The organism is Viridibacillus arvi, assembly GCF_001274945.1.
GTDB classification, from domain to species: domain Bacteria; phylum Bacillota; class Bacilli; order Bacillales_A; family Planococcaceae; genus Viridibacillus; species Viridibacillus arvi.
On the sequence record NZ_LILB01000014.1, the window covers coordinates 1 to 1,855 of the forward strand.

The following is a 1,855-nucleotide window of genomic DNA, read 5'->3' on the forward strand; positions in this document are numbered from 1 at the left end:
ATTTTTATGTATGAAATACTTCTTTGGTTCTTCTTTTAAGAAGAGTATGATTATTTTAAATCTCCTTCTTCAACTAACCTGCACCGTTAGTTCAATAAAGAAAAAAGAGCTGCCTATGCAACTCAATGATCTTCAAGTAAAGCACCCCGTTAGTTTAAGTGAAATGCTTCACAATATTTTCTTCATGGATATATACTTCAAGCTTTTATCGTCTCTACGGAATCGTCATTTCTTCCCACGTATAATCGGGTATAGTTGCAATCCATAAAGTATCTCCCGTGATATCCACATCCTGAACGATGGAATCAACCGCATCAAACACTTTTTCAGGTTTTTTTTCATCTTTCGTGTTGATGGAGTAAATAGCTTCACCTCTATTTGTATATCCGAATAATTCCTCTCCTTTTTTAATAAATTTTACTACCTCTTCCTCAACTCTAATGTTTCTCCAAATTCCCTTTTGAAGATCTCGGGTCCAAATTCCACTTTGCGTGGTAATGAATAGCCTATTCTTAATCACTTTCATATCCCAAGGTTCATCATTACTTTTCGGCATGGTTATCTCGTTCCACCCATCAGTTGTTTTTTGCAAAATCTTCCTTTCTTCTGTTAATCCTACCAAATCACCATTATTCGATATTTGAACCACAAAAAATGGTTGAGGTACAGTGGTTTGTTCCCAACTCTTCCCTTGATTGATCGTGTAGTAAATATTTCCATTTGATATCACAGCTATATGGTTGTTGATTGAATAATCAATGTACTCAATCATGTGGTCTAATGAAAGAATTTTTGTTCCTTTACTTTTTGAAGTAATGCTTGCCCATAATTCTTTTTCGGTTGCTGCATATAATTGATCATTCTTATTAAACCACGCGTGTGTTACATAATTATTAGCTTGTAGTTCTGTCCATGTTTCTCCATTGTTATGGCTCAATTCAATAAAAGATTGCTTGGTTGTACTAAATTGTGTTGGCTTTTTGTCTCCCCATACCACTAAATTGTTATTTCTAGCGACAACCCCCATAATCGCCATTCCCCTTTTTGTTACGGTATCGGTACCAATACGTTTGGATATTAATCCTCCACCGTATGGCAATTTATGAACAGCACTGACTATTTCTCCGTTTTTGGCATTGAATGAAATTCGAGTAAAACGGTTATCTCGATCATTTCCAACCACTGTTAGAATGGGTTTACCTTCGATACTATCAAGTGTAAAATGATATCCTGTTGCCCAATCTTTTCCTTGTTTTAGTCCGTATTTATCCTTCGCTAGTTGAAGAACATCAGAGCTATCAAACTTAATCTCATCGTAGGGGATTATTGGATCCTGAGATTGTTTACTCGGACTAAACAAGGTAATTTTCTTTTCTGAGATACCAATTAGTACATAATCATCTGTACCTGGAACCACAAAGGTCATAAACCAATTAAAGCGTTTTCCTGTTTCTCCTCTCGAACCTCCCATCGTTTCATCCACACTGTTTACTCGTGTAAGTTTTGCGTTTACATTCCATTCTTTTGCTCTCTGGAATCCAATGTTAACCGCTTCTTTTAGCGTAATTTCACCATCTGAAGCGATTGCTTCACGACCAATCAAATTTACAATAACTAAAAAAATAACTAACAAACAAGAGATTATTTTTAAGCACCTCAAAGTTACCACCATCCTATGAATAATGTGCCTATTTAGGATGGAGTAAATATATTGTTATATACCCTCTTAGATCCAATATAACAAACAAAATACTCCTTTTATCAGAGAATCCTTATTCAACTAACCTCCCTCTATAAACATTGAAGTATCAACGGTTTTCATCACTTCGTGATGTAATAAAAAATATTTTTCCAT

At 35.0% G+C, this 1,855-nt stretch carries 1 protein-coding gene; it reads right to left on the reverse strand.

Features of this window, described 5'->3' with window-relative positions:
• Positions 1 to 214 precede the first annotated feature (214 nt).
• On the reverse strand, positions 215 to 1,633 hold the full coding sequence (locus AMD00_RS22545; RefSeq protein ID WP_169786391.1) for a WD40/YVTN/BNR-like repeat-containing protein: 1,419 nt from the start codon (positions 1,631 to 1,633) through the stop codon (positions 215 to 217).
• Positions 1,634 to 1,855 lie beyond the last annotated feature (222 nt).